This window comes from Chryseobacterium sp. MMO-72 (assembly GCF_037146035.1).
Classification (GTDB): Bacteria; Bacteroidota; Bacteroidia; order Flavobacteriales; family Weeksellaceae; genus Chryseobacterium; species Chryseobacterium indicum.
In genome coordinates this window covers 144,920-167,847 of the sequence record NZ_JBBCWG010000011.1, presented here as the reverse complement: position 1 = coordinate 167,847, position 22,928 = coordinate 144,920, and the positions used below count along the sequence as shown (strand labels likewise).

Here is a 22,928-nt window from a genome sequence, read left to right as displayed (position 1 = left end):
CCCCCCATATTACTCGGTGTTTTGCGCTCTTCTTTTTTTCATTTTTTTTTTTTGGGGGCCCGCCCCCCCCCCCCCCCCCCCCCCAAAAAAACGAAAAAGCGAGTAGCGAAAGCGCGAAACAGCTCCTTATAGTACAGAATAAAAAAGCCCCAAACTTATGTTCAGGGCGGTATATTTTAGAATTTCTTCCGATTATCTTTCATCATCGTTGTCGTCTTCATCATCGAAAGCATCGTCGTTGTAGTCTTCTTCTTCCTCATCATCAAAAGCATCATCATCTTCGTCTGCAAAGTTTCCGGTAGTTCCGAAGTCGTCTTCAAAACCGAAATCATCGTCCATTAATGGCATTGCCGATTTCTTTTTAGAACCTCCTGCGCTTCCGTTTTTACCTGGCGCTTTCAAAGGAACGTTTCCAAATCTGTAGACCGTAATCGGATAATTAACGCCTTTGGTTTCCTCGATAATCTCTACCAATTCGCAGAAAAATTCCCAAAGGTCAAGAAGTCCGTATTGGAACTGAGCTTTATCTCCTACATTTTCGAACGCCTCATCGATGTACACATCCGACATAATTTCTCCGTCGCCATCGTCACTCATATCTTCTAACGGAACACCTTTTACTATTGTTCCGTCTTCTTCAAGCAGATTAAAAGTGGAAAGCTCATCTCCCTGCAAGCTGAATGCACTCTTAATACCTAAATGTAAGTTCCATAGCGTCTGTTTTCCTTTTACTTCGATATCCCGGAAAATATCTTCTTTTGCATCTAATATTACGCGGATTTTATAAACCATCAGTTTTTAAATTACTTTTTGCCGTTGTTATTATGATAAATCTCTGTTGCAAATATAAAATAAATGAGATGTGACAAAAAAATATTTCATCATTTTTTAAAACATTTTTTTTTCATACATTTTGCAAAAATTATTTGCTTTTCTCCAGCATGAAACTGAATTTCGTGCCTTCCAGATAAACACTTTCTACGGTGATGTTTTCGTTATGGGCTTCAAGAATATGTTTTACAATGGCAAGACCAAGCCCGGAACCTCCTTCCCTTCTGCTTCGGCTGGTTTCCACACGGTAAAATCTTTCAAAAATTCTTGGTAGACTTTCGGATTTTATTCCCATCCCGTTGTCTATAACTTCTATTAAAACTTTATTTTTAAGGACGCTGGTTTTTACCACTACTTTTGCTTCCTGTCTGTTGGCATAGTGAATTGCATTGGAAATCAGGTTAATAAAGACCTGCGAAATTTTCTGTTTGTCTGCCTCTACAAAAATCTGTGGTTGCAAAGTCTGGATCTGCAAGCTTGCATTATGCTTTTCTGCTTCGAGATCGAGAAGATCAAAAATTTCTTTAATTAATAAATTAACGTCAAATTTAGAAACGGTAAGATTAATTTCTCCTGCTTCCAGCCTGTTGATCATATCGAGATCCGTTACAATCGCAATTAAACGTTCTACAGATTTATCGATTCTTTCCAGATATTTATCCCGGATCGTAAGGTTATCTACTCCGCCGTCGCGCAGCGTTTCCACATATCCCTGAATGGAAAAAAGGGGTGTCTTCAGCTCGTGGGAAACGTTTCCGATGTATTCTTTCCTGTAACTTTCCATTTCTTTCATCATATCCAGTTCGGTCACTTTTCTTTGGTTGAGGTCTGAAAATCTTTCTCCCAGTTCTTTAATGGTAATGTTTTCATCATCATCATGAACAATTTCCTGCGGTAAAAGCTGCGAAAGACCGCGAACCTGCTTTTTGCCATAGTAATTGAACAAAAGCTCTAGAACGATATAATTGATGATAAAAATCAGGACAAGGCAAATAACCAGTCCGATTTTAAAAAATGGTGTACTGTAATAAATATCTTTTAGTGAATCGAAAATGATTACTAAAAGAAACATCACCAATGTCAGAAGACAAGAGGCGACGAGGGTAAGTCTGTAAAATTTCAATTTTACAAAGTTTTATTGGTTGATGTAAAGGTAAGAAATTGAAATTGAGTATTAAACAATAAGTTTATACCCAATTCCTTTTAATGTCTGAATCGTGTTGATTCCCAGTTTTTCTCTCAGTCTTCTGATGTGAACGTCGATGGTTCTTTCTCCCACGATAACGTCATTTCCCCAGACTTTTTCCAGAATTTCTTCTCTTTTAAAAACTTTTTCCGTGTTGGAAGCCAGCAAATACAGAAGATCGAATTCTTTTTTAGGAAGCAGAAACTGCTGTCCGTTTTTAGAAACCCTGAAATTATCTTTATCAATAATTAAATCTCCGATTTCAATTAATTTAGAGTTGTCTGAAACCTGAGAAGTTAACTGCAATAAAGCGTTTACTTTGGAGATCAGAATTTTCGGTTTGATTAATTTAACAATGTAGTCGTTTGCACCTGCCTGAAAACCGGCTAATTGTGAAAACTCTTCGCTTCTTGCAGAAAGAAAAACAATTAAAGTTTTTTGAAGTTCTTTAATTTTTCTAAGTTCCTGGCAGGTTTCGATACCGTCTTTTTCGGGCATCATGACATCCAATAAAATCAGATCCGGAACAATTTCCTTCGCTTTGTCGATACCTTCATTTCCATTAGTGGCTGTATAAATGTCGTAGCCTTCCTTTTCCAAGTTGTAAGACAGAATCTCTAAAATATCCAGTTCGTCGTCGATTAAGAGGATTTTCTTTTGGTTCATTTTTAATTTTTACGAGTCAAAGTTAATAATATTTTAATCACTGTTTAACAAAACGGGTATCGTTCACATAAAGTTAACAATTATATTCTTTTCTTAATGTTTAGTTAAGAAAAAATTAAATTTTGCTAAACTACCTAACCCATAAATTCTTTATTCCTTTGCACCGAAAGAATCGAGTAAGATATAGTAAAAATGAAAAAACAAATCCACAAGAGCATTATGCTGCTTGCCTTGTTTTCCGCCGGCTATGCATTTGCACAAAGCCAGGTTCTAGAAGGCAGGGTACTGGACGAGAAAGATAACACGCCTATTGAAGGGGTAAAAATCAAGGTAAATGATCAGGAAGTAACAACTGACATTTCCGGAAACTACTCTCTGAGCCTTCCCCCTGGAACCAATTACGTCATCACGGTAACTTCTAACGGATACAACCGAAAAGAAATAAGTGAAGTGGTTGTAAAAAGTGATGCCAATACTCACCTTGATATTGTCTTAGATAAGCCTAATACGTCTGCAAAAGAAAAACAGATTGAAGGGGTTGTTATTAAATCCAACGCAAGAAAAGAAACCATTGCTTCTACCATCGGTCTGCAAAGAAATGCAGGTGTTGTTTCTCAGGTGATTGGTGTGGAAGCTATTAAAAGAAGTCCGGACAGAAACACGGGTGAAGTTCTGAAAAGAGTTTCCGGAGTGAGTTTATTTGACGGAAAATATATTGTTGTAAGAGGTTTATCTGACCGTTACAATCAGGCAATGCTGAATGGCATCCAGTTATCCAGTACTGAGCCGGACAGAAAAACGTTCTCTTTCGACCTTTTTCCTGCTAACGTTATTGAAACACTGGTAATCAACAAAACATTTATTCCGGAATATACCGGAGAATGGGGAGGCGGATTAATTCAGGTAAATACTAAGGATATTCCCAATAAAAATTTCTTCAACGCGCAAGTGGGTGTAGGAGGAAATTCTATTACAATGGGGCAGGAATTTAAAATGCAGAAAGGAGGAAAGTGGGATTTCTTAGGAATTGATGACGGAACAAGAAAACTTCCTGCGGGAATGCCTGCCAAGAATTCTTTCACGCTTCTTAGTGATGCAGATAAAACGGATTATGGAAGAAAATATGTGAAAAATCTGGGGTATGATACGAATGGTTTTCCACAGAATATAAGCTTACAGCTTGATGGTGGTTTCAATACTAAAGTTTTTGGGAAAGATCTGGGAGTAATTGCAGTTTTAAACTACAGCAACAATAAAAGAAGAATTGAAACGCAAAACAGTTTCTTCACGATCAACGGAACGAAAGCAGATACCAACTTCGATTACTATACAGAAAAATATCAGAATGATGTTATTTTAGGAGGTTTGTTAAATTTAACATTAAAGCTGAATAATAATAACAAAATCTCCCTGAAAAACATTATTACCAACAATACGGTAAACCATATGTCTTTCAGAACAGGAAAAGATTTTGAATTTGATCCGGTAAACGGAACAAATATCATGGCAAGAGAGATTGGATTTAAAGAAACTACTTTCTACAATTCCACTCTTAACGGAACTCATAAGATTGATGCTCTCGGCGGTTTTACGGTTAACTGGTACGGAAGTTTCGGAATCCTGGATCAGTACATTCCGTTGTTACAGCGTTTACAGTACAACCAATATCCGGATATCAGCGGAAGCCCATATCTGGCTTTGATCTCTAACGGTCTTTCTCAAAAATCAGGAAGTGTATTCTACTCTACACTTAGCGATTATTTATACAATGCAGGAGGTGATGTTTCCAAAACTTTCGAAATGTTCGGAGGCCAGAAACAAACCATTAAAGGAGGATATTTATTTCAGGTGAAAGACAGGGTTTACAACTCAAGACCTTTCTCTGTAAGACTTGCAGGATATAATCAGTCATTGCTTTCACAACCTTTCGAAACTATTTTCAATTCTGAAAATTTCGGTACCACAGGAAACAAGTTTACTTTCGACGAAATTGCAGGAAACCAGTACAGATATATCGCAAATACGATTTTAAATGCAGGGTATCTGCAGATGGATAACAACTTTACTTCATGGTTCAGAGCAGTTTGGGGATTAAGAGTTGAAAACTTCGATCAGTTGGTAGGAAGCACGAAAAGAAGCGATGACCGTTTTGTAAACACCCGTGTTACAGACTTTTTACCTGCTTTGAATATGACATTCAAGCTTACCAATAACATGAATTTACGTGTTGCAGGTTCACAGACTGTAGTTAGACCTGAATTCAGAGAGGTTTCTCCATTAGCTTATTATGATTTTGATTTGGGAGCTACCGTAATCGGTAATAAATATATCCAGAGAACAAAAATTACCAATGCGGATGTTCGTTGGGAATGGTATCCGAGAAACGGGGAGATTCTTTCGGTTGCGGGATTCTATAAAAACTTTAAAAATCCTATCGAATTATATTTCAACCAATCCGGAGTAGGAACCAGTAATACATTCAATTACTTAAATGTAGACAAGGCAGATGCTTATGGAGCGGAATTAGAATTCAGAAAGAAACTGGACTTTGTAAGTGCATTTAAAAACTTTACACTGGGAGGTAACTTTGCTTTAATTAAAAACAGGGTAACAGATGCTGCAACCAATGTAGACAGACCAATGCAGGGACAGTCTCCTTACACCGTAAACTTAAGCATGCAGTATGATTCTGAAAAATCCGGATGGTCTTCAACAGTACTTTTTAATATGATTGGAAGAAGAATTCTTTATGTAGGAAATGATCAGGTTCCGCCAATCTGGGAAAATCCAAGACCGCTTCTTGATTTCCAGATCGCTAAAAAACTATGGCAGAACAAGGGAGAAATTAAGCTGAATGTTTCGGATATCCTGAACCGTCATGCGAAATTCTATCATGATCTGAACAACAATAAAAAATACGACAGTGCTGATGCACTGGCAATCGACAGAGTAACAGGAACAAACTTCAGTTTAACTCTCGGATACAACTTCTAATTACAATTAAATCAATTATCTAATAAAAAATAATAAGTCTTTATAACATGAAAAAATTTGTTTTATACTCTTTAATGCTTGGTACTTTAGCAACTACTGTTACAGCATGTAGAAACATAGAAGAAGATGGACAAACTATAGTTCAGAACTCAGGCAGCGGAAGCACTGAAAATCTTATTCTTTCAGGAAAGATTACTTCAAATCTTACTCTTAAAGCTAACAATATCTATAAGTTGAGAGGATTGGTATATGTAACAAACGGTGCTACTTTAACCATCGAACCGGGAACTAAAATCGTAGGGGAAGCGGATAAAAACGGAGCATTGATTATTACAAGAGGAAGTAAGATTATGGCAGAAGGTACAGCTGCGAACCCGATTATTTTCACTTCTGAAAAACCAAGTCCGAAAAGAGGAGACTGGGCAGGTCTTGTAATCTTAGGAGCTGCTCCTACCAATTCTTCTTTCAATGGTCAGGCTGGTGTAGGTGAAATCGAAGGAGGAATCAACAACAGTGAAGGTTTAGGTCTTTACGGAGGAACAAATGCTGCAGACAACAGTGGTGTATTAAAATATGTAAGAGTAGAATATGCAGGGTATGCATTTTTACCGGATAAAGAGATCAACGGAATTACTTTCGGAGGTGTAGGTAACGGAACAACTGTGGATTATGTAGAAGTTGCTTATGCAAACGATGACAGTTTCGAATGGTTTGGAGGAACGGTAAACTGTTCTCACCTTATTGCCTATAAAGGTCTTGATGATGATTTTGATACAGATAACGGTTTCTCAGGAAAAATTCAGTTCGGTATCGGGGTAAGAGATTCTCAGGTAGCAGACGTTTCAGGATCTAACGCTTTTGAATCAGACAACGATGCTAACGGATCTTCTTTAACTCCTCAAACGGGTGCAACATTCTCAAACATGACGATTATAGGACCTGTAAACTCTAATTCTACAAGTACAAATGCAGGTACAATTAACGCATTGTTCCAGAATGCATTACAAATAAGAAGAAATTCTGCGATTTCTGTATTCAACTCTGTATTCACAGGATATCCGGTAGGTTTATTTATTGATGCTACAAAAGGTACTCCTACAGACAATAACATCGGAAATTCAAGCTTAGTATTCCAAAACAATATTTTAGCAGGAAATATTACACCGTTAAAATTCGCAGGATCTACTACAACGCCTACAACTTTCTCATTAACAGATCTTACGAACTGGTATAACTCAAACGGAAATTCTACGCTGACTTATTCTGCTGACGTTAAATTAACAGGAGCTTGGGCACCGGCAGGAACAACTCCGAACTTCTCTCCGGCTTCAGGATCTCCATTATTAACAGGAGGTGTATTTACTCATCCAAAGTTAAGCAGCTGGTTTACGGCAGTAACTTACAGAGGAGCTGTTAAAGATGCTACCGATACTTGGTACGCAGGCTGGACAAACTACAATTTGTAATAGTAATTAGTTTCTTCATATTAAATTCAAAAGCGGCATCGGAAAAAATTTTCCGATGCCGCTTTCATGAGTAAGTAAATTTAATTCAGCAAAAAATACCATTGGGAAAATAAGAAGAAAAATGGTAATTTGGTCTTTTCAAATAAAACACAGATCTTTAAAAATCTGTTTAAAGAAGTAAAATCTAAAAACATTATGAAAAACCGCTTTCAGCATATTTTAGCAGCCCTTATTATAAGTACCTCACTTGTTGTTCATTCCTGTAATAAAGAAGATGATGACGTTGCCACTATTCCGGTGGTAGGGATTGCAAAAGATCCGGGTAATTTCAAGGGGGAAGTTACCAGTGGACAGGTTGTAACACTGGATGCCACAAAAGTATACGTACTTAACGGTGCTGTTACTGTAAAAAACGGAGGAAAACTTGTTATTCCGGCGGGAACGCGAATTGTTGCCACAGCGGGCGCATCATCTTATGTTTTGGTGCAACAAGGAGGGCAGCTCTTTGCAAACGGAACCCTTAATTCACCCGTTTCTTTCCGTTCTTCTACAGAAACTTCCGGAAGCTGGGGCGGCGTTGTTATTTGCGGAAAGGCTCCTGTAAATACCGGTGCAGCCAATACTTCTGAAATTTTAAATTCTGCTTACGGAGGAACTTCGGCAACAGATAATTCCGGTTCTCTGACGTATGTAAAGATCGAAAATGCAGGAATCACTTTTTCTACCAGTGTAAAATTCAACGGACTTTCTCTTTTTGGAGTTGGCAGCGATACAAAAGTTGAGAATGTTGCTTTGATTAATAGTGCTGAAGACGGAATCCAGATGTATGGAGGAACGGTAAATCTTTCCAATATTGTCTCCATCGGAAGCGAGGATGATGCTTTTGTATGGACAGACGGATGGATCGGAACCGCTACCAATATTTTCACTAAAAGAAAAACAAACGGTTCTGGAAATACTGCAATAAAAGGACTTAATAATGCTTCGAATACTGCAGCAACTCCGGTCTCAAAACCTACTATTAAAAATGTGACGCTTTTAGGCGGAACTTCGGGAGAATCCAAAGCCATCAGATTATATTCCGGAACATATGCAAGTTTTGAAAATGTAGTGGTTTCTAACTGGACGAACGGATTTTCTATTGAAAGTGATCCTACTGTAACTTATTTTAACGGACAAAGTAAAATTAAAGATGCCTTTTTTGATACGAACGTTACGAATAAAGTAACTGCCACTTCTACTTCCGGTTCCAATGTAACGCTTTTAAGCAATACCTACAACGAGAAATCAGATGCTTTAGGAGCAGGAAACAAATTGGGAAATCCGGCTTGGGCAATCGGCTGGTCTACTTTACAGTAAAAAGTTTATGGTCTAAAATAAAAACATCGGCTTCAGATAAATCTGAAGCCGATGCTGTTTCAACAAAGGATTGAAATCATCGATCCTTTAATATTTTTTCAACTAAGAATATTCGAATTTTCTAACTGCTTCCAGCGTCATATCTATTTCTCTGTCTTTAATCGCATCACTGATGAAATAAGTCTCATAACCGCTCGGCGGAAGATAAACTCCGTTTTGCAGCATCTGATGGAAGAAATTATTAAACAATGCATGATTGGCTTCCTGAGCTTCATCAAAATTAGAAACACTATTGATATGGAAGAAAACCGACATCATCGATCCTTTTCTGTTGATTTTGTGGGCAATTCCTTTTTCGTTTAAAATTTTACCTATTTCAAAATCTAAGGTTTCCGTAGTTTTTGCCAGTCTGCTGAAGAATTCAGGATCATTTTTAATCAACTGTAAAGTTTTCAGTCCGGCTCTCATGGCTAAAGGATTTCCGCTTAAAGTTCCTGCCTGATAAACGCCTCCTTTTGGAGCCAGATGATCCATAATTTCGTTTCTTCCTGCAAAAGCACCTACCGGAAGTCCGCCTCCGATCACTTTTCCGTATGTTACCAAATCTGCTTTTACATTGTACAGTTCCTGAGCTCCTCCGAAAGCAAGTCTGAAACCGGTCATCACCTCATCAAAAATTAATAAAGCTCCGTTTTCGTCGCAGATTATTCTCAATTTCTGAAGGAATTCATTTTCCGGCAAAACACAACCCATATTTCCGGCAACCGGCTCAATAATAACCGCTGCAACTTCGCCCGGATTATGTCTGAAAAGATCTTCAACCTGCTCAAAATCATTATATCTTGCCAGTAAAGTATCTTTTGCCGTTCCAGCCGTTACACCCGGCGAATTCGGATTTCCGAAAGTCGCCGCACCACTTCCCGCTTTTATCAGAAATGAATCTGAATGACCGTGATAACAGCCTTCAAATTTTATGAATTTATCTCTTCCTGTAAAACCTCTTGCGAGTCGGATCGCGCTCATACAAGCTTCCGTACCTGAAGAAACCATTCTGATCTGATCTACATTCGGAACATTTTCTGTAATGAATTTTGCGATTTCCGTTTCCAGTTCTGTCGGAGCTCCGAAAGAGAATCCTTTCTCAGCCTGAATTTTCAGTTCTTCCAAAACTTCAGGATGTGTATGTCCTAAAATGGCAGGTCCCCACGAATTGATGTAATCGATGTACGTATTGTCATCTGCATCCGTAAGATAGGCTCCTTTTGCAGATTTCATAAAAACAGGCACTCCTCCTACAGATTTGAATGCTCTCACCGGAGAATTTACCCCTCCCGGAATGTATTTGTAAGCTTCTTCGAATAAAGCTGAACTTCTTTGATATTTCATATGTAGTTGTTGGTTAACAGTTTATAGCTGTTAGTTTTAACCATCAACCAACAACTATAAACCATCAACGAAAATTAATTTCTGGGTTTTTTATCAATCAAATAAATTACTTGTCCGGCGGAAGGTTTCTGTCCTTCGTCCATCCTATTTTTAGCGTATAATTTATTTAATTTAATTCCGAATTTCTGGGCGATATCATGCATATCTTCGCCTGCTTCGGCTTTGTAGGTTGCAGTATTTCCGTCTGAGTTTTTAGATTCAAGGAAAACAATTTCATTTTTCTTCAGGACATCACTTTCCAGTTCATTCCATTTCATCAGTTTGCTTTCACTGATCTTGAATTTTTTGGCAATAAATTCTACGTTAGTATCTTCAGGAATGATGATGTATTTTAATCCGTCATTTGGGTGACTTTTAATTAAAATGGTATTAAGAATTTCTGCTTTTGTTTTAATTCTTTCCACTCTTTTCTGTTGCTGAGCGTAAGAAGTCTGTTTGTAAGGAACTTCAACAGTTACAGGTTCTTTTACTTTTCTGGTATATTTTTCCGGTTCCAGCTGAGCCATAAAAGTTCTGTCGTCTTTCAGATCCGGATACAGTTTCAGAACGGCGTATAAAGCTTCTTTTGAATTGGTATTGTCAAATTCGTACAATTTATACCTTTCTATTTTTCCAATTAATATGGAAGCGTAACGTGGATTTGTTGCATACCCTGCTTTTTTAAGACCTGTTGCCCACGCTTTATAATCTTTCATATCTAAATTGAAAAGATTAGCGTAATATTTTCTTGTGGATAAAAAGATGGAATGATCTTCATATGACTGTCGCGGATCGTCGTAAACACGGAAACATTCGTTCGGAGCGTCATCGGTGTGCTTCATTGTTTTTCCGGTCCAGTCTTCCTTACATTTAATCCCGAAATGGTTTTTCCCTTCCAGAGCCAATCGGCTTTGTCCGCCTCCTGTTTCCAAAAGTCCCTGTGCAAGCGTGATGGAAGCCGGAATTTTGTATTTTTCCATTTCTTCCACTGCATATTTTGCAAACTTCTGGATATACTGATCTTCGGTTGCCCAAGTCTGGGCTGAGAATTTTGATAAAACTAAAAGGCTTACGATGGTGAAAAGTCTTTTCATGTTTTTCAATTTAGATTATATAATTAAATTTCTGTTCTGTTTTTCTAAAAGCAAATTGGCTCCTTCAATCCCCTGCAAACCGCCGGTGTGAAAGCACAAGATCTTGCTGTTCTCAGGAAAATAATCTTCATCAATTAATTCAAAAATTTTCTGCATCATCTTTCCTGTATAAACCGGCTCCAGCGGAATTCCGTATTTCTCTCTAAAATCATTGATAAAACGGATATTTTCATTCTTTATTTTACCATAACCTCCAAAACTTGAATTTATTAGATCAAAATTTTTCTTAGAAGTTAGTTCTGAAATTTTATTTTCCAGCGAATCGTCGTCAACCGCCTTAAAGCCGATAACTTTCTGATTTTCTTCACTGAATTTTAAAATTCCGGCAACCGTTCCTCCTGTTCCGACTGCGGTGCAAAGATAATCAAAATCTTTTGTATCGTCATTCAGCATCATTTTTACGCCTTCTACAGCGGCTTCGTTGGTTCCTCCTTCCGGTACGATGAGCGCTTCCGGAAATTCTTTTTGTAAAAATTCAGTCAGTTTTTCTTTGTGGCGATATTCTTCGCGGGTTACAAACTGCAGATTCATCCCGTTTCTTTTAGCAAAAAGTAAAGTCGGATTATCGCGCCATTTGTCTTTCAGCTCCTCTCCTCTTATAATTCCCAAAGTCGGAATTCCAGCTAAATTTCCGACCGCAGAAACCGCAGAAATATGATTTGAAAATGCACCACCAAAAGTAATGATGTAGGGTTTTGCAGGATTTCTGGACAGATAATTATTAACATTGAAAAAAAGCTTCCAGTATTTATTTCCTGAAATCTGCGGATGGATTAGATCTTCCCTTTTCATGAAAAGTTTTACCTTTTTATCAATGGGAATTTCCTGAATCGGGATTTTTTCGGATGGAACATTTAATACCATTTAGGCTGAATCTATTTTACAAAAATAGTGTTTTTTGGGTGTTTAGTCTTGCTTTGGACAGGTGAGGTTTATCATTGAAGATAAAGATGGGTAATTTTATTTTTACTTATTTAACCACCCCGTCAAAAATTCTTTCGAATTTTCGCCACCCCTCCAGAGGAGGGGAATTTTGTGACGTGTTATTGGAAATCTAATCTCTGAGAACTATTATCGACGAACGGCTGCCAGATTTTAAAGATATTTTCTGAAACTCCAGAATTTTCTTTTCCTGAGATAATTCAGATTATGTTCATTGGAATAAGCTTCTCTTTCAAAGGAGATTCTTTTGTACGCCTGATAACTGTCTTTCAGTTTAAAAAACCAGTAATAATATTCGATTACATAAAAAATGTAGAAAAAAATGATGAGCATTTCCAACTGCTGCCTTAAATGTATTTTTTCATGATTAATCAATATTTTATTTTTCTTATCTTCGGGATTCCTAATGAAGATAAAAGGGAACAGAGCAATGCCGTTGATTTTTAATTTTTTTAAAGGCTTTTGGCATATAATTATCATACTAACAAATATAAAGTTTTTTGACTTAGAGATTTAACCTATGGCACTTTTTGACATCAAAGAAGGTGAAGACTTTTACTACAACGAGCAGGGTTATAAGGTTTTTACGGAAAAGTTTCATCTGAAGAGAGGACATTGCTGTAAAAGTGGCTGTAGACATTGTCCTTACGGATACGATAAAAAGACCGATACATTTATTAAAAACGATAAAAAAAATAAATAAAATGAAGCGATATATCTTCTTACTGTTGGCTTCGGCTACTTTGGGTTTAACGTCTTGCAGTCCTTTCAACGTACGTTCTGACTATGCGGACACGGCAAATTTTAATTCATACAAAACTTATAAATTAAGAATTGATGATTTAAAACTAAATGATATTGATAAAGACAGAGTTTTGAATGAGCTTTCGAGACAGCTTCAAAGCAAAGGTCTTCAATCCGGAGAAAATCCTGATCTGATTGTAAATGTAAAAGCAAACCATAAAAAAGTAACGGACGTTACCACTACTTCACCTTACGGAGCCTGGGGTTGGGGCGGACCTTTCGGATGGGGAATCGGCATGAACAGAACATGGACGAGCAATTATAATGAAGGAGCCATTATTGTGGATCTGGTAGATGCAAAAACCAATAAACTGGTTTGGCAGGGAATCGGAAGCGGAATTTCTGTTGACAGACCTAAAGCGAAACAAAAGCAAATTCCTGAGATCATGGCGGAAATCATGAAGAATTATCCTCCGATGAAATAAGATATAAATCAATCAAATATATAAGAAAGTCAATGCCGTAACTGCATTGACTTTTTTATTGAATTAGTGATGTCTGGTTCCTTTATGATGATAGCCGACATTTTGGGGATGAACTTCATAATTTTTCTGAATCGTTTCCTGCTGAAATTTTTGATTTGAAGTTTTTTCTGATGTTTCAGGTGTTTTAAAATGAACTTCTTTTCCGTTTTTGTATATTTTACCGTCTGCTGTAAAGTAAGTTTCATCTTTCTGATAGACTTTGCCGTCTTCTCCTGTGAAAGTTTCAGGTTCGTTCTTTGAGTTTTTCAGCTTTCGGCTAAGATAAACCAAAGTTCCGCCGGTAATTAATGCCAGTGCAATTTTTATTTTGTGATTCATAATGGTGATTTTTAAAGAATAACACAAAATATCTGCCAAAAATAATTTTGAAAAGTCATCTTTTTTCGCAAAAAAAGTATGCAATAACTATTCAGAACAACTTTATTCTTAATAAAAAGTAAAGATTTAACACCGTATACAATTCTATGCATAATTAAAATTAACAATTCCGTAATTTTATTTTGATAAAATTATAGTAATCTTAAAGTCTAAAATCTTGACATGAAAAAACAATTACTAATGATTGTATTTGCTTCTGTTTTAGCAAATGCTCAGGCTCCTTCGGGATATTACAATTCGGCAAACGGACTTTCCGGAGCTTCTTTAAAAACAGCTTTAAGTACCATTATTACCAATGGACATCAGGACAAGGGTTACAACGGACTATGGACTGCTTATAAAACCACTGACATCGACAAGAATTATGAAAATGACGGTTCTATTCTGGATATTTATTCGGAAAAACCTGTGGGTACAGATCCTTATAAATTTACGCCGGTTACGAACCAGTGCGGAACGTATTCTGTTGAAGGAAACTGCTACAATCGGGAACATATTATCCCTCAGAGTTTATTTAATCAAGCTTCACCCATGGTATCGGATATTAATTTCATCAGAGCAACTGACGGAAAAGTAAACGGAATGCGCTCCAATTATCCTTTCGGGAAAGTGGGAACCGCAACATTTACTTCAAAGAACGGCTCTAAGTTGGGAAATTCTGTTTCTTCAGGATATGCCGGAACAGTTTTCGAACCTATCGATGAGTTTAAAGGCGATGTGGCAAGAATGATATTTTATTTTGTTACGAGATACCAAAGCAAACTTTCTACTTTTACATCCGGAGATATGTTGGGCAGTTCTGCTTTTCCGGGTTTACAGACGTGGGAATTAAATGTTTTATTGGCATGGCATAATCAGGATCCCGTTTCTCAGGCAGAAATTAACAGAAATAATGCTTCTTATACTTATCAGGGAAACAGAAATCCTTTTATCGATAATCCGAATTACGTGACCCAAATCTGGGGTTCCGCTTCCGGTTCCGGAGGTTCATCCACTCCACCAAGTTCGTCAAGCTGCGGCAATGAAACATTTGAAACAATTCCAGCTGAAAGTTCAGCTTCGTACCTAACAAGAACATGGACGAACAATGGTATTACATGGACAGCAACAGATTCCAGAACAGATCAGACGATCTCCACCAAAGCAATCACGATAAGAGACGGCGCGTTAACTTCAAGCAGTTCAGCGAATGGAATCGGATCTCTGACTGTTACCACGCAACTGAAATTTACAGGTTCTAACGATACCTTCACCGTTAAAGTAAACGGAACAGCGGTAGGAACCGTACCTTACAATACTTCTGCAACAACAACCACTATCAGCAATATTAATGTTTCGGGGAACGTTGTTATAACTTTAGAAAACAATTCTACAACCAACAGAGTTGCCATCGATAATCTGAGCTGGACCTGTTATTCGGGAACTGCAAGACAGGCTCCAAGTATTTCTTCAGCATCAAATTCTGACCAGAATACATTACAGATTTCGCCAAATCCTGTTTCCAATAATGAAATTTTTGTAAAAGGAGAAACGCAGAATATTAAGAAAGCAGAGATCTACAATCTTCACGGAAAAGTAATACAGACCATCGATCAGCCTTTTAAAAACAGTAGAAATTCTATTAAAATTAAAAATCTCGAGCAGGGAATTTATATTTTAAAATTAGACGCTTCTTCTTTGAAGTTTATTGTGAAATAAAATTTAGCTTAATAAATAACAAAAGCCTTCTTTCAATAGAGAGAAGGCTTTTATTTGTATGAATCTTATTAAAAATTAACGATTCTGTAATTCTATATTCATAAATTTTATGGTAATATTACGATCTTAAAAATTTACCATGAAAAAACAGTTATTCATTTTGGGCTTTGCTTCGGTTTTAGCAAATGCTCAGGCTCCTGCGGGCTATTACAATTCGGCAAACGGACTTTCCGGAGCTTCTCTGAAAACAGCACTGAGTTCAATCATCACGAACGGTCATCAGGACAAGGGCTATAACGCACTCTGGACAGGTTTTAAAATAACCGATATCGATAAGAATTATGAAAATGACGGTTCTATTCTGGATATTTATTCTGAAAATCCGACCGGCGCAGATCCTTACAATTTTATTCCTGTAACCAACCAATGCGGAACGTATACAGAAGAAGGAAATTGCTATAACAGAGAACATATTATTCCTCAGAGCTTATTTAATTCTGCTTCGCCGATGTATTCCGACATCAATTTCATCAGAGCAACAGACGGAAAAGTAAATGCCATGAGGGCAGATTATCCTTTTGGAATCGTAGGAACTGCGACTTCGCTATCGTCTAACGGTTCTAAACTTGGAAGTTCTGCTTCACCCGGATATTCAGGGATTGTTTTTGAACCTGTTAATGAATTTAAAGGGGATGTGGCAAGAATGATTTTTTATTTTGTAACCCGCTATCAGAGTAAGCTTGCTACATTTTCTTCTGGAGATATTTTAGGTAATTCTGCTTTTCCGGGGTTGCAGACCTGGGAACTTAATGTTCTGCTGGCTTGGCACAATCAGGATCCTGTTTCTCAGGCGGAAATCAACCGGAACAATGCTACCTATGCTTATCAGGGAAACAGAAATCCTTTCATCGATAATCCGAATTATGTAAACCAGATCTGGGCTCCCGCAGATACACAGGCTCCGACAACAGTGACAGGGCTTAGTGTTTCCGGAACTACTTCAAGCAGCATTTCGCTTTCATGGAATGCTTCAACCGATAATGTCGGGGTTACATCGTATAATGTGTATATGAACGGAAATTTACAGGCAACAGTAAGCTCCACTTCTGCAACTATTTCCGGATTAAGTCCTTCCACCACTTATCCTTTTTATATTGTAGCGAAAGATGCAGCAGGAAATTCATCTCCTAACAGCTCTATTGTTTCAGGTACAACCTATGCCCCGATCGATACACAGGCTCCTTCCACTGTTACCGGTCTTGCGGTTACGGGAACTTCGCCAAGCAGCATTTCGCTGTCATGGAATGCTTCGTCAGATAATGTTGGCGTTACTTCGTATGATGTCTACATGAACGGAAATTTAAAAACATCGGTAAGTGCAACTTCTGCGACCATTTCAGGCTTAAATGCATCCACCACTTATACATTTAATGTGATTGCTAAAGATGCTGCAGGAAATTCTTCAGCCAACAGCTCTACAGTTTCGGGAACTACGGATGCGGTTCCTCCTCCGACAAATTGCGTCTATGAAAATTTTGAAAATATTCCTGCAGGTACAACAGGATATTTAACGAGAACATGGACAAACAACGGCATTACGTGGACAGCAACGGATGCAAGAACGGATCAGACGATTTCCAACAAAGCGATTACAATAAGAGACGGCGCGTTAACATCCAGCAGTTCAGCGAATGGAATTGGATCACTGACTGTAACTACTCAACTGAAATTTACAGGTTCTAACGGAACTTTCACCGTTAAAGTAAACGGAACGGCTGTAGGAACAATTCCTTACAACATCAGCGCAGCAACCATCACAATAAGCAATATTAATATTCCGGGGAATGTGGTGGTAACTTTAGAAAATAATTCTACCACCAACAGAGTTGCTCTTGATGATCTGAGCTGGACGTGTTATTCGGGAACGGCAAAGCAGGTTCAAAGTTTTTCTACTGAAACCATTTCAGCTCAGAATACATTACAGGTTTCGCCAAATCCTGTTTCCAATAATGAAGTTTTTGTAAAAGGAGAAACGCAGAATATTAAGAAAGCGGAGATCTATAATCTTCACGGAAAAGTAATGCAGACAATAGATCAGCCTTTTAAAAACAGTAAAAACTCAATTAAAATTAAAAATCTGGAGCAGGGAATTTATATTCTAAAATTAGATGCTTCTTCACTGAAGTTTATTGTGAAATAAATTTTCTTTTAAGAACAATAAAGCCTTCTTTCGGTTGAAAGAAGGCTTTTATTTTTAAATTAATGAGCAATTATTTACCCATCAGTTCTCTCATTCTTTCCTGCATCAATTGCGGGTCTTTCATAGCGTCCCAGCCAATAGTAGAAATCATGACAACAACGTAAACTACGTATAAAATACTTAATACAATTCCGATGATTGCCATTATTTTTCCGGCATTCAATTGTCCGTAATTTGAATAAGCCGCCGGATTTTTTCTGTAGAGTTCTCCGTCTTTTTTAGCCAGAACCAATGCAATGATCCCTGCAATAAGTCCCGGAAGTCCGTAACAGCAACACCCGACAATTGATACAATTCCCAAGATTAATACCGCCGTTGCGTTAGGTAATTTTTGTTGTTCCATAGTTATAATTTAATTGATTAATGTATAGGTAAGTATAAATGTTTATAAAAATAAGAAGTAACCATAATGACGGCATTGATAATGGCAAGAAAAACCAAAATATTACTGTAATTGCGTTTTCTGTCTATAAAATTCAGAAAGACCGTTCCGAAAAAAAGCAATAAAGTGTAGACTGCAGGAAACATATGAAATGCTTCGCCAAATCTGCATTCAAAAACCATGACGATAGCTCTCTGCGTTCCGCACCCAAAACAATCGATTCCAAAGAATTTCTTGATGGGACAAGGCAGCATAAAGTCTTCTATTTTCATTGTAATGCAGGGTTATGATTCTCAAATATATAAAAAAATTATTTAGAAATTTTTGCTCTTAAATACTGATGCGGAAAAAAGCAGTCTTCATCCATTTCAAAGGAACCCTGAACGGCGATGTAAGGATTTCTTAAGCTTTCTCTGGCGATGAAAATTAAATCTGCCTCTCCTTTCTGCAGAATTTCCTCTGCCTGATTGACTCTCGTAATTAATCCTACTGCTCCTGTTTTTGTTTCTGAATCATTTTTTACCTTTGAAGCAAGCGGAACCTGATAACCTTCGTGAACCGGAATTTTTACTCCGTGAATATTTCCTCCGCTGGAAACATCAACAAGATCAACGGAATGGTTTTTAAGGATTTTAGCAAGTTCGGCACTGTCTTCTATTTCCCAGCCGTTTTCTGCGTATTCTGTTCCGGAAATTCTTACAAATAAGGCAACGTTTTCATTTAATTCTTCGTTAACTGCGTCTACGATTTCAATTAAAAATCGTACTCTGTTCTCAAAACTTCCGCCATATTCATCGGTTCTGATATTAGAAAGAGGTGATAAAAACTGATGGATAAGATAACCATGTGCCGCGTGAATTTCTATTACATCGAAACCTGCATCTACAGATCTTCTTGCTGCCTGTCTGAAGTTTTCAACCTGTTCTTTGATTTCCTCGATGGTTAAAACATGTGGAATTCTTTCGGTCGGATGATACGGAATCGGACTGGGTGCGATGGTTTCCCAGCCTTCTTCTATCGGGATCTGTACATTGTTCCATGTAGATCCTTTTCTTCCGGCATGCGCAAGCTGAATGCCTATTTTGGTTTCTGAGTTCTGGTGTACAAATTCTACAATTTTCTTGAGCTTTTCTGCCTGTTCGTCATTCCAGATTCCCATACAATGGTTGGTAATTCTTCCGCGCGGTTCTACGCCCGTTGCTTCAAGGATGATTAGTCCGGTTCCGCCCTGCGCTCTGCTTCCGTAATGTACAAAATGGAAATCGTTGGCTAATCCGTTTTCGGAAGAATACATACACATTGGAGACATTACCCAACGGTTTTTCAATTCAACATTTCTGAATCTGATTGGAGTGTATAACATTTTTGATCTGATTTTTTGAAATTTTAAAGAATGAGATAATATTGCCCACTTCATGAAAAAGAAGTAAATTTATCCCCCTTTTTTTAAACCCACAATATATGAAAAAAGAAACTCATATCAGTTACGAATATTTCAACAATAACGCTGAACTGAACGATATAGAAAAAAAATTATTTGCAAAAGCAAAAGAAGCGCGCGAGAACGCTTATGCTCCCTATTCTAACTTTTTGGTTGGCTGTTCTGTGCTTCTGGAAAACGGAGAAATTTATACCGGAAACAATCAGGAGAATGCGGCATATCCTTCCGGACTTTGCGCTGAGAGAACGGCTTTGTTCTGGATCGGGGCAAATTTTCCGTCTGAAAAAATAAAGAAAATCTTTATTGTAGGCGGACCAAAGGAGTTTTCTGAGAAAAATCCACCGATTCCTCCATGCGGATCGTGCAGACAGAGTATTATTGAATATGAAACGAAGCAGAATGAAAATATTGAGCTTTATTTTTCTAATCTGAATGATGAGGTGGTGAAGGTAAATTCTATTAAAGATCTTTTGCCGTTTTATTTTGACGGTACTTTTTTATAGTTAAAATGTTTAAATAATAGAATAGATGAATTCAGGTTGGATTTTCGCAAAGTCGCAAAATTGTTTAAGATAGTGTGCTTTAAGGCGCAAGGATTTTATCTGCGATAAAATTTTATCAGCATTATAAAAGATAATTTTTGATTTTCTCCTTGCTTCTTAAAAGAATAGAAATTTTATCAAACCTTTCACCTTAGCGTTTTCCCAATAAGAATATTTTTATTTTAAAAAGTTTAAACAAACTCTTTACTTCTGTTTGGATTTTTATTTAAGGGAAAGTTTTTAAGAAGGGACTTTCTTTCATCATATGAGATTTTGAATGATGCGTATTTAGAATAGAAGAACACATTAGTATTTAAAAATCTATGATTTTCTTCTTTAATGATGTTTATTTTAAAGTAATTAAATAACCTGCTTAAATTTTTTACCACAAAAGAGGCAAAAGATTTAAACCCTTTAGTTTTTTAAGTTTAGTCCTTCAATGGAAAAAAAAGAGCACATAGGTTTAAAAAATCAAAGATTTTTTCTCTTTGCAGACTTTTGAAATACTTTAAATAATGTCTTTTGTATTCTTTAGGTTAAATTTAAAATTAATTTAAAGAAACTTAAAGTAAGATTTTAATACATTTTAAATAATTCTGGCTAAAAATGATTATTTATTTTTCAATAGAATCTGAATTTTATAAAAACTGTTTATTTTCTGCGGTTTTATTTTCCTAGCCCAGATTGAGCGGCATGTCTGAGCTCTTTTTTTGATTCGGCGGCGGCTTTTGCCGCCGCCGAATCAAAAAAAAGCGAGTAGCGAAAGCTGGAAAAGGCTCCTGAAATTGTTTTTCGTATGTAATGCAACAAATCATTGTTTTATTAAAAAGATACTTAATGGGTATTTTTTTTGTCAATAAATTAAAAAAGTTATCTTTGCAAAAATTTTGGTTTCCATTAATTTGGAATGAAAAGGGAATTGGGCGAAAATCCCAAACTGTCCCCGCAACTGTAAATCGCATATAAGATTTCTACGATAAAACCACTGTGAAAACGGGAAGGTGTAGAAAGCGAAAGTCAGGAGACCTGCCAAAATGTAATCTTAAAAACATTGCTTTCGGAGGAAAAGTAAAATAGGAATGGCTTTAAAAAGATCTTTAGTACTGCTTTTTGCATCATACGGTTGTTTTCTTTACGCGCAGGAGAAAACTATTGACACCGTTTATGTTTTTGACAACCAGATGAATAAGGTAAAACTTTTTCATCCGGTTACTACAATTACTCCCAAAGATATCGAAAAAAACTCCGCGAATCTTTCTGAGACGTTACGTTTTCAGTCACCTGTTTACATTAAGGAAAATGGACGTGGCGCGGTTTCTTCGCCTTCTTTCAGGGGAACAACGGCGCAGCAGACTGCTTTTGTGTGGAATGGAATTAACATCAATTCTGTTCTTTTAGGACAGGGAGATGTTAATAATATCGCGATTTTCGGTTATGATGCGCTTGAAGTGAAAGCCGGCGGCGGAAGTGTGGTTTACGGAAGCGGAGCGATCGGAGGAAGTATTCACCTTAACAATGAACTGAAATTTAATGAGGGGTTTCATGCAACTTTACATAGTGAAGTGGCTTCTTATGAGACGTTCCAGAATTATTTTAAAACTTCTTTCAGCAATGCGGATTTCAGTTTTAAGGCATCCGGAAATTATTTCATCAGTCAAAATAATTATGAGGTTCCTGAAAAGCAGTATATCAACCGAAACGGTAAATATTTTAACGGTACAGCGAACATTGGCTTCAGTTACAAAATTGCCCGAAATCAGAAAATTTCTTGGCAAAGCCAGTTGTATGATGCGGAACAGAATTATCCGATCTTCACGGAAAACGGCAATCGTACGAAATATGCAGCGCAGACTTTCCGAAGCCTTCTTACCCACGATATTAATTCAAAATCGATTTCAAACAGCCTGAAAGCGGCTTACACGGAAGAAAATTTCCAGTATTTCGGTGTTTTTGAAGCTCCTAAAACCAGTAGCGGAACGGGAAAAAATCTGATTTTTAAAGATGATTTCAATTATTTCATCACGCCTAAACTGAATGTTAATGTTATTGGGGAGTATCAGATCAATAAAGGAGAGGGCTATCAATCCAGAATTGAGGATGTAAAGAGAAATATTTATTCTGTTGCAGGATTGTTGAGATATTTCCCTACCCAGAAGCTGAGACTGGAAGCCGGAATCAAGAAGGATTTTATTGAAAATATAGAATCGCCTTTACTCTATTCTTTTTCAGGCAAATGGAAGGTTTCTGACTGGTATAGTTTAGGGACAAGTTTTTCAAAGAATTTCAGATTTCCTTCTTTTAATGATCTTTACTGGAATCCAGGCGGAAATTTGGATCTGAAGGCAGAAACGTCTTTGCAGACTGAAATGAATCACGAATTGACGTTTGGAAAATTCATGTTGAGTCTCACGCCTTATTACATGAAAATAAAGGATATGATTCAGTGGATTCCTACTTCTCTGGGATATTGGTCACCAAGAAACGTAAGAAATGTTGAATCTTATGGTCTTGAGTCTAAAATTGGGTTTCAGCACAAGTTTTCAAAGGAACATTCTTTAAAAATAAATACGGGATACAGCTATACGAGATCTGTAGATATTGAGACGAAAAATCAGCTGATGTATGTTCCTCTTCATAAGGTTTTCGGGAATGCAGATTATCATTATAAATTCATGAATCTGTATGTTCAGGGACTGTTCAACGGTAAAACTTTTACCACTTCTGATGAGAATAACGATTATCTTATAAAACCATATTTCGTCCTGAATGCAGGATTGTCTGCAACGGTTGCTAAAAAGTATACTTTAGGATTGAGGGTAAATAATATTACCGACGAGATCTATGAAACGATGGCTTATTATCCTTTACCTAAAAGAAACTACAGTTTTTACATCAACTTAAATTTTTAAAATCAA

At 37.1% G+C, this 22,928-nt stretch carries 20 protein-coding genes and 1 riboswitch; of the genes, 9 read left to right on the top strand and 11 right to left on the bottom strand.

Features of this window, described 5'->3' with window-relative positions; all coding sequences use genetic code 11:
• Positions 1 to 192 precede the first annotated feature (192 nt).
• From WFH39_RS15340 to WFH39_RS15330, 3 genes are all read right to left on the bottom strand, one after another.
• On the bottom strand, positions 193 to 792 hold the full coding sequence (locus WFH39_RS15340; RefSeq protein ID WP_336690493.1) for an IS1096 element passenger TnpR family protein: 600 nt from the start codon (positions 790 to 792) through the stop codon (positions 193 to 195).
• 130 nt (positions 793 to 922) lie between these two features.
• Positions 923 to 1,954, bottom strand: a complete 1,032-nt coding sequence (locus WFH39_RS15335; protein ID WP_076396548.1) for a sensor histidine kinase — start codon at positions 1,952 to 1,954, stop codon at positions 923 to 925.
• 51 nt (positions 1,955 to 2,005) lie between these two features.
• The gene (locus tag WFH39_RS15330) at positions 2,006 to 2,683 is read right to left on the bottom strand and encodes a response regulator transcription factor (RefSeq protein WP_076396546.1); all 678 of its coding nucleotides are present in this window, start codon (positions 2,681 to 2,683) and stop codon (positions 2,006 to 2,008) included.
• 192 nt (positions 2,684 to 2,875) lie between these two features.
• On the opposite strand from WFH39_RS15330, the gene WFH39_RS15325 reads away from it, so the two are divergent.
• From WFH39_RS15325 to WFH39_RS15315, 3 genes are all read left to right on the top strand, one after another.
• A complete protein-coding gene (locus WFH39_RS15325) occupies positions 2,876 to 5,677 on the top strand; it encodes a TonB-dependent receptor (protein ID WP_336690492.1) in 2,802 nt (933 codons plus the stop codon).
• 47 nt (positions 5,678 to 5,724) lie between these two features.
• A complete protein-coding gene (locus tag WFH39_RS15320; protein ID WP_214590503.1) occupies positions 5,725 to 7,143 on the top strand; it encodes a hypothetical protein in 1,419 nt (472 codons plus the stop codon).
• A 195-nt stretch (positions 7,144 to 7,338) separates the two neighbouring features.
• Positions 7,339 to 8,502 (top strand): hypothetical protein, encoded by a 1,164-nt coding sequence (locus tag WFH39_RS15315; RefSeq protein WP_336690491.1) that lies wholly within the window; start codon positions 7,339 to 7,341, stop codon positions 8,500 to 8,502.
• Between the two features lie 102 nt (positions 8,503 to 8,604).
• Here WFH39_RS15315 and hemL read toward each other — a convergent pair whose 3' ends face one another.
• The 4 genes from hemL to WFH39_RS15295 all read right to left on the bottom strand — a co-directional run bounded on the left by hemL (position 8,605) and on the right by WFH39_RS15295 (position 12,503).
• Positions 8,605 to 9,888 (bottom strand): glutamate-1-semialdehyde 2,1-aminomutase, encoded by a 1,284-nt coding sequence (hemL, locus tag WFH39_RS15310; RefSeq protein WP_336690490.1) that lies wholly within the window; start codon positions 9,886 to 9,888, stop codon positions 8,605 to 8,607.
• A gap of 74 nt (positions 9,889 to 9,962) precedes the next feature.
• Positions 9,963 to 11,021 carry a glucosaminidase domain-containing protein gene (locus tag WFH39_RS15305; RefSeq protein ID WP_235129942.1) on the bottom strand — a complete coding sequence of 353 codons (1,059 nt, stop codon included), beginning with the start codon at positions 11,019 to 11,021 and terminating at the stop codon, positions 9,963 to 9,965.
• A gap of 15 nt (positions 11,022 to 11,036) precedes the next feature.
• Positions 11,037 to 11,945: a 1-aminocyclopropane-1-carboxylate deaminase/D-cysteine desulfhydrase gene (locus tag WFH39_RS15300; protein WP_336690489.1), complete on the bottom strand. Its 909-nt coding sequence runs from the start codon at positions 11,943 to 11,945 to the stop codon at positions 11,037 to 11,039.
• A 231-nt stretch (positions 11,946 to 12,176) separates the two neighbouring features.
• Complete coding sequence (locus WFH39_RS15295; RefSeq protein WP_235129940.1) at positions 12,177 to 12,503, bottom strand: hypothetical protein; 327 nt, start codon at positions 12,501 to 12,503, stop codon at positions 12,177 to 12,179.
• 40 nt (positions 12,504 to 12,543) lie between these two features.
• Between WFH39_RS15295 and WFH39_RS15290 the strand changes: the two genes are divergently transcribed.
• Together WFH39_RS15290 and WFH39_RS15285 are read left to right on the top strand one after the other, a co-directional pair.
• Positions 12,544 to 12,726, top strand: a complete 183-nt coding sequence (locus WFH39_RS15290) for a DUF5522 domain-containing protein (RefSeq protein ID WP_029294953.1) — start codon at positions 12,544 to 12,546, stop codon at positions 12,724 to 12,726.
• 1 nt (position 12,727) lies between these two features.
• Positions 12,728 to 13,252 carry a DUF4136 domain-containing protein gene (locus WFH39_RS15285; RefSeq protein ID WP_076396528.1) on the top strand — a complete coding sequence of 175 codons (525 nt, stop codon included), beginning with the start codon at positions 12,728 to 12,730 and terminating at the stop codon, positions 13,250 to 13,252.
• A 63-nt stretch (positions 13,253 to 13,315) separates the two neighbouring features.
• On the opposite strand, the gene WFH39_RS15280 is transcribed toward WFH39_RS15285, so the two are convergent.
• A complete protein-coding gene (locus tag WFH39_RS15280) occupies positions 13,316 to 13,630 on the bottom strand; it encodes a hypothetical protein (RefSeq protein ID WP_336690488.1) in 315 nt (104 codons plus the stop codon).
• A 222-nt stretch (positions 13,631 to 13,852) separates the two neighbouring features.
• Here WFH39_RS15280 and WFH39_RS15275 point away from each other — a divergent pair, with 222 nt between their 5' ends.
• Both WFH39_RS15275 and WFH39_RS15270 read left to right on the top strand, forming a co-directional pair.
• Positions 13,853 to 15,388, top strand: a complete 1,536-nt coding sequence (locus WFH39_RS15275; RefSeq protein ID WP_336690487.1) for an endonuclease — start codon at positions 13,853 to 13,855, stop codon at positions 15,386 to 15,388.
• 139 nt (positions 15,389 to 15,527) lie between these two features.
• A complete protein-coding gene (locus WFH39_RS15270) occupies positions 15,528 to 17,588 on the top strand; it encodes an endonuclease (protein WP_336690486.1) in 2,061 nt (686 codons plus the stop codon).
• Positions 17,589 to 17,658: 70 nt separating this feature from the next.
• On the opposite strand, the gene WFH39_RS15265 is transcribed toward WFH39_RS15270, so the two are convergent.
• The 3 genes from WFH39_RS15265 to namA are packed head-to-tail and all read right to left on the bottom strand — an operon-like array spanning position 17,659 to position 19,393.
• On the bottom strand, positions 17,659 to 17,991 hold the full coding sequence (locus WFH39_RS15265; protein ID WP_336690485.1) for a CCC motif membrane protein: 333 nt from the start codon (positions 17,989 to 17,991) through the stop codon (positions 17,659 to 17,661).
• Between the two features lie 17 nt (positions 17,992 to 18,008).
• Complete coding sequence (locus WFH39_RS15260; protein ID WP_336690484.1) at positions 18,009 to 18,302, bottom strand: DUF2752 domain-containing protein; 294 nt, start codon at positions 18,300 to 18,302, stop codon at positions 18,009 to 18,011.
• A gap of 38 nt (positions 18,303 to 18,340) precedes the next feature.
• Positions 18,341 to 19,393, bottom strand: coding sequence for an NADPH dehydrogenase NamA (gene namA, locus WFH39_RS15255; RefSeq protein ID WP_336690483.1), 1,053 nt, complete (start codon positions 19,391 to 19,393; stop codon positions 18,341 to 18,343).
• 98 nt (positions 19,394 to 19,491) lie between these two features.
• Here namA and cdd point away from each other — a divergent pair, with 98 nt between their 5' ends.
• Entirely contained in the window at positions 19,492 to 19,974 is a 483-nt protein-coding gene (gene cdd, locus WFH39_RS15250; protein ID WP_336690482.1) for a cytidine deaminase, read from the top strand.
• A 910-nt stretch (positions 19,975 to 20,884) separates the two neighbouring features.
• Positions 20,885 to 21,061, top strand: a riboswitch (cobalamin riboswitch).
• Between the two features lie 31 nt (positions 21,062 to 21,092).
• A complete protein-coding gene (locus tag WFH39_RS15245) occupies positions 21,093 to 22,922 on the top strand; it encodes a TonB-dependent receptor plug domain-containing protein (protein ID WP_336690481.1) in 1,830 nt (609 codons plus the stop codon).
• Positions 22,923 to 22,928: the final 6 nt, after the last annotated feature.